The following is a 4,830-nucleotide window of genomic DNA, read 5'->3' on the forward strand; positions in this document are numbered from 1 at the left end:
GTTCAACGCTGACGCGGACCACCGATTGCGCCGGCGATGCCACCAGATCCGAAAGCACCCGGTCGATGTCGTCGAAGCTTCTGACCAATTGGTCGAGCAACCGTTGCCCCGCATCCGTCAGTTCGACCCGCCGATGCAGGCGGTGAAACAACGGCTGGCGCAGGAAAGTCTCGAGCTCGCGGATCTGCCGGCTGATCGCCGCCTGAGAGACATAAAGCTCCTCCGCTGCGCGGCTGAAGCTCAAATGTCGCCCGGCCGTCTCGAAGCTCCTGAGCGCTGTCAGTGGCAGCCGTCCTCGTTTCATTTCGCATAACCTCAGGTTATCCGAGGAGGAAATTATACTCGTTTGAGGAGGAAGGCCAGCGGTAGTCCAATCGATGCTCAAAGGAGCACTGCGATGAACCAGCTTCTGGACATTCTCAACGAGGTCATGCGGATCGCAACATTCCAGTGGCATGGCGCAGCCACGCCGAACCGCCACCATGATCGCAGCGATCTTCCCTCTCACCATGCCCAGTGGACCGACCGGCATCCTGTCCGCCGCTCGAGGTCGTGAGGCAAAGACCATTGCGTTCCCGGCGCGAAGCCCACATCTATCGCGCAGTGAAACAGGCTGCGGAGAGATGAGCGACTATCCTGGATATACGCACGGCGCCGGGCCGACCCGGCGCGGGCGCAACTGGCCGGGACCTTGGCGCAAGACGCCGGGCCGCGTCTTCGGCACGTCGCTCGTCCGTCTCTATCAATTGACGCTGTCCGGCTTCGTCGGCAATTCCTGCCGGCATTTGCCGACCTGCTCCGAATACGCGCATGAGGCGATCGCGCGCCACGGCCTGTGGGCCGGCGGCTGGATGGGGTTTTTCCGGGTGTTGCGCTGCGGCCCGTTCGGAACACACGGCATCGACCTCGTGCCCGAGACGCTCGCCAAGCGCTACGTATGGTTCATGCCGTGGCGCTATCGGCAGATCGGCAGGAAGCGCGGCAATCCCGAAGCCTGAGCGCCCGCCAAGGAGCGGCGGCCAAAGCTTCCTTAACGATTTGGTTAGGTTAACCGCATGTTGCTGTGAACTCGCGCATTTGAGACAAAATCGAGACAAGAGGCTTGGATAAATACGCTCCTGCCGCCCTTCAGGAGAGAAACGTCATGCGCCAGATAGACCGCCTTCCGTTCGTTTTTGCCATCGTTCTCTTCCTGCTGGCCTGGCTGCTCGGGTTCCCGATGCGCGCACAGTCGGCGCCGCTCGGCGATATCGAATGCACGCTGATCCAGGATGCGGCGAGCGGCGACACACTCTATCGCGACGGTGCCTGCGACCAACGCTTCAGCCCGGCCTCTACCTTCAAGCTGCCGCTGGCGCTGATCGGCTTTGACGCCGGCATCCTCGCCGACGAACACGCGCCGAACTGGGACTACAAGCCCGAGTTCAACGCGGTGAAGCGCGACCGGAAGACGGTCGATCCGACGATCTGGGAGAGAGACTCGGTCCTGTGGTATTCGCGCGAGATTACCCGCCGGCTCGGCGCTGAAAGATTTGCCGGCTATGTGTCGAAATTCGGCTACGGCAACGCTGATGTCACCGGCGATGCCGGCAAGAACGACGGCCTCACTCATTCCTGGGTGAACTCCTCGCTGGAGATATCGCCTGTCGAGCAAACCGCCTTCCTGCGCCGGCTGCTGGCCGGCAAGATGCCGGTTTCTGCCAAGGCGCATCAGATGGCGGAAGCGATCGTCCCGAGCTTCCAGGCAGGGAACTGGGCAGTGCAGGGCAAGACCGGCAGCACAAGGCTTGGCAATGGCGGCAAGGACATGCGCTCGCTCGGCTGGTTCGTCGGCTGGGCTGAAAAAGGCGAGCGCCGGATCGTCTTTGCCCGGTTGGTCGTCGGCACCAACCGCACCGACATGCCCAAGGGCTTGAAGACGCGCGCGGCGTTCTTGAAAGAGCTGCCCGGCTTGATCAAATAGGCGGAACGAGCGCTTTACGGCGCTGAAATCTACCCATAAAAGACTGCCGCCGCCGGACGCATCCGGCTTCTTGCGCATGCTCCAACCACTGCACTTTGGGCGACATGCATTTCACCACCCGCGCTCGTTTGCGGGACTGGATAGGAGAACTCTATGCTGAATTCCGTTTCCCTGACATTTCCCGACGGCTCCGTCCGCGACTACGACGCGGCGATGACCGGCGCCGGCCTTGCCGAATCGATCTCGAAGTCGCTGGCCAAAAAGGCGGTGGCCTATGCCATCGACGGCACCGTGCGCGACCTTTCCGATCCGCTCGGCAAGCCCGGCAAGGTCGAGATCATCACCCGCGAGGATCCGCGGGCGCTGGAACTGATCCGGCACGACGCCGCGCACGTGCTGGCGGAAGCCGTGCAGGAACTGTGGCCGGGAACGCAGGTGACCATCGGGCCGGTGATCGAGAACGGATTCTACTACGACTTCGCCCGCAACGAGCCGTTCACGCCGGACGATTTCCCGGTGATCGAGAAGAAGATGCGCGAGATCATCCAGCGCAACAAGCCGTTCAGCAAGGAAGTCTGGTCGCGCGAGAAGGCGAAGAAAGTGTTTGCCGACAAGGGCGAGCGCTACAAGCTGGAACTGATCGACGCCATTCCGGACGACCAGGACCTGAAGATCTACGCGCAGGGCGACTGGTTCGACCTCTGCCGCGGTCCGCACATGGCCTCGACCGGGCAGATCGGCAATGCCTTCAAGCTGATGAAGGTCGCCGGCGCCTATTGGCGTGGTGACTCGAACAACCCGATGCTGACGCGCATCTACGGCACCGCCTGGGCCGACCAGGCGCAGCTCGACGCCTACCAGACGATGCTGGAGGAGGCCGAGAAACGCGATCACCGCAAGCTCGGCCGCGAGATGGACCTGTTCCATTTCCAGGAAGAGGGACCCGGCGTCGTCTTCTGGCATGCCAAGGGCTGGAAGATGTTCCAGAACCTGGTCAACTACATGCGCCGACGCCTCGACGAGCAGGGCTATCAGGAGGTCAACGCACCGCAGGTTCTGGACAAGAGCCTGTGGGAGACATCGGGCCACTGGGGCTGGTATCGCGACGCCATGTTCAAGGTGACGGTGGCCGGCGACGACACCGACGACGACCGGGTGTTCGCACTGAAACCGATGAACTGCCCCGGCCACGTGCAGATCTTCAAGCATGGGTTGAAGTCTTACCGCGATCTGCCCGTCAAGCTTGCGGAATTCGGCAATGTGCATCGCTACGAACCTTCGGGCGCGCTGCACGGGCTGATGCGCGTGCGCGGCTTCACGCAGGACGATGCGCATATCTTCTGCACCGAGGAGCAGCTTGCGGCGGAGTGCCTGCGCATCAACGACCTGATCCTGTCGACCTATGCCGACTTCGGCTTCGACGAGATCAGCGTGAAGCTGTCGACGCGGCCGGACAAGCGCGTCGGCACGGACGAGGCCTGGGACCATGCCGAGGAGATCATGAGCGGCGTGCTGGAAACGATCCGCACACGGTCAGGCAACCGCATCAAGACCTCGATCAACCCGGGCGAGGGTGCGTTCTACGGCCCGAAATTCGAATATGTGCTGAAGGACGCCATCGGCCGCGAATGGCAGTGCGGCACCACGCAGGTCGACTTCAACCTGCCGGAGCGTTTCGGCGCCTTCTACATCGGATCGGATTCGGAAAAGAAGCAACCGGTGATGGTGCATCGCGCCATCTGCGGCTCGATGGAGCGGTTCCTCGGCATCCTGATCGAGAACTATTCCGGCCATTTCCCGCTGTGGTTCGCGCCGCTGCAGGTGGTGGTCGCCACGATCACATCCGATGCCGACGACTATGCGAATGAGGTGGTGGCCAAACTCAAGGCCGCCGGGCTTCTGGCGGAAGCGGATCTGCGCAACGAGAAGATCAACTACAAGGTCCGCGAGCATTCGCTGGCCAAGGTCCCCGTCATTCTCGTGTGCGGCAAGCGCGAAGCTGAGGAGCAGACGGTCAACGTCCGCCGGTTGGGGTCGCGCGACCAGGAATCGCTCGGCCTGGCCGAGGCGATCGCACAATTGAGCGAGGAAGCGATAACGCCGGATCGCAGGCGCAAACGCGCTGCCTGAATCCGCACATTCCCGATGGCTTGGCGGTGGAGCGATCCACCGCCATTTTCACATGGCTGTCACGCCAAAGCTGTAACGAGCCGCGATGCTCAAGCTGAAACTGCGGGAAAGACCGTTTCCCGAGCTTTCCTACGCCAACCCGCATCAGCCGGCGCTGACGCGCTGGTTCATCCATTCCGTCGAGGGCCTGTCCGGCCGCGACCGTTTTGCCGCGCTCTATGATTTCTGGCGGCGCCAGGTGGCGCCGAGCGGCGAGCGCGTGTTCAGCCGCATGCTGGAGCTCATTGACGTCAAGGTCCGGAACGCCGCTCCATGGCCGCCGGCGATGCTGCCCGACACGCCGCTGGTGATCGTCGCCAACCATCCGTTCGGCATCGGCGACGGTATCGCCGTGCTTTCGCTGGCCGAGCAGCTCGGACGGCCGTTCCGCGTCATGATCCACAAGGACCTGCTCAAGATCCGCGAGATGGAACCCTACTCGCTGCCGATCGACTTCTCCGAAACCAAGGAAGCGGTGAAGAACAACATGGCGGTGCGCCATGAGGCGGTGCGGCTGTTGAAGGAAGGTGTCACGATCATCGTCTTCCCGGCCGGCGGCGTCGCCACCGCGCCGAAAGGATTTGGCCTGGCGCGCGACCTGCCTTGGAAGATATTTCCGGCCCGGCTGATCCAGGACGCCAGGGCTTCCGTCATCCCGATGCATTTTTCCGGCCAGAACGGACGGCTGTTCCATCTGG

The 4,830-nt window shown here is 62.6% G+C and carries 6 protein-coding genes; 5 read left to right on the forward strand and 1 reads right to left on the reverse strand.

Annotation, left to right across the window (positions count from 1 at the left end; genetic code table 11):
- The coding region (locus tag EN781_RS25945; protein WP_127400465.1) for a LysR family transcriptional regulator at positions 1-304 on the reverse strand (304 nt) is incomplete at its 3' end.
- 93 nt (positions 305-397) lie between these two features.
- Between EN781_RS25945 and EN781_RS34510 the strand changes: the two genes are divergently transcribed.
- The 5 genes from EN781_RS34510 to EN781_RS25965 all read left to right on the forward strand — a co-directional run.
- Positions 398-556: a hypothetical protein gene (locus EN781_RS34510; protein WP_189347861.1), complete on the forward strand. Its 159-nt coding sequence runs from the start codon at positions 398-400 to the stop codon at positions 554-556.
- Between the two features lie 67 nt (positions 557-623).
- Positions 624-998, forward strand: coding sequence for a membrane protein insertion efficiency factor YidD (gene yidD, locus EN781_RS25950; protein ID WP_126054256.1), 375 nt, complete (start codon positions 624-626; stop codon positions 996-998).
- Between the two features lie 146 nt (positions 999-1,144).
- The gene (gene blaOXA / locus EN781_RS25955; protein ID WP_126054257.1) at positions 1,145-1,963 is read left to right on the forward strand and encodes a class D beta-lactamase; all 819 of its coding nucleotides are present in this window, start codon (positions 1,145-1,147) and stop codon (positions 1,961-1,963) included.
- Between the two features lie 153 nt (positions 1,964-2,116).
- Positions 2,117-4,093 (forward strand): threonine--tRNA ligase, encoded by a 1,977-nt coding sequence (gene thrS, locus EN781_RS25960; protein WP_126054258.1) that lies wholly within the window; start codon positions 2,117-2,119, stop codon positions 4,091-4,093.
- A gap of 85 nt (positions 4,094-4,178) precedes the next feature.
- Positions 4,179-4,830 (forward strand): 1-acyl-sn-glycerol-3-phosphate acyltransferase (locus tag EN781_RS25965; protein WP_127400466.1); only part of this gene is annotated, 652 nt, incomplete at its 3' end.

Source organism: Mesorhizobium sp. M4A.F.Ca.ET.090.04.2.1, from assembly GCF_003999085.1.
In the GTDB taxonomy this organism is placed as follows: Bacteria; Pseudomonadota; Alphaproteobacteria; order Rhizobiales; family Rhizobiaceae; genus Mesorhizobium.

Bases quoted from the DNA above. Each gene is read 5' to 3' on its own strand.
- yidD (WP_126054256.1), top strand. From the start codon at position 624: ATGAGCGACTATCCTGGATATACGCACGGCGCCGGGCCGACCCGGCGC.
- EN781_RS34510 (WP_189347861.1), top strand. From the start codon at position 398: ATGAACCAGCTTCTGGACATTCTCAACGAGGTCATGCGGATCGCAACA.
- thrS (WP_126054258.1), top strand. From the start codon at position 2,117: ATGCTGAATTCCGTTTCCCTGACATTTCCCGACGGCTCCGTCCGCGAC.
- blaOXA (WP_126054257.1), top strand. From the start codon at position 1,145: ATGCGCCAGATAGACCGCCTTCCGTTCGTTTTTGCCATCGTTCTCTTC.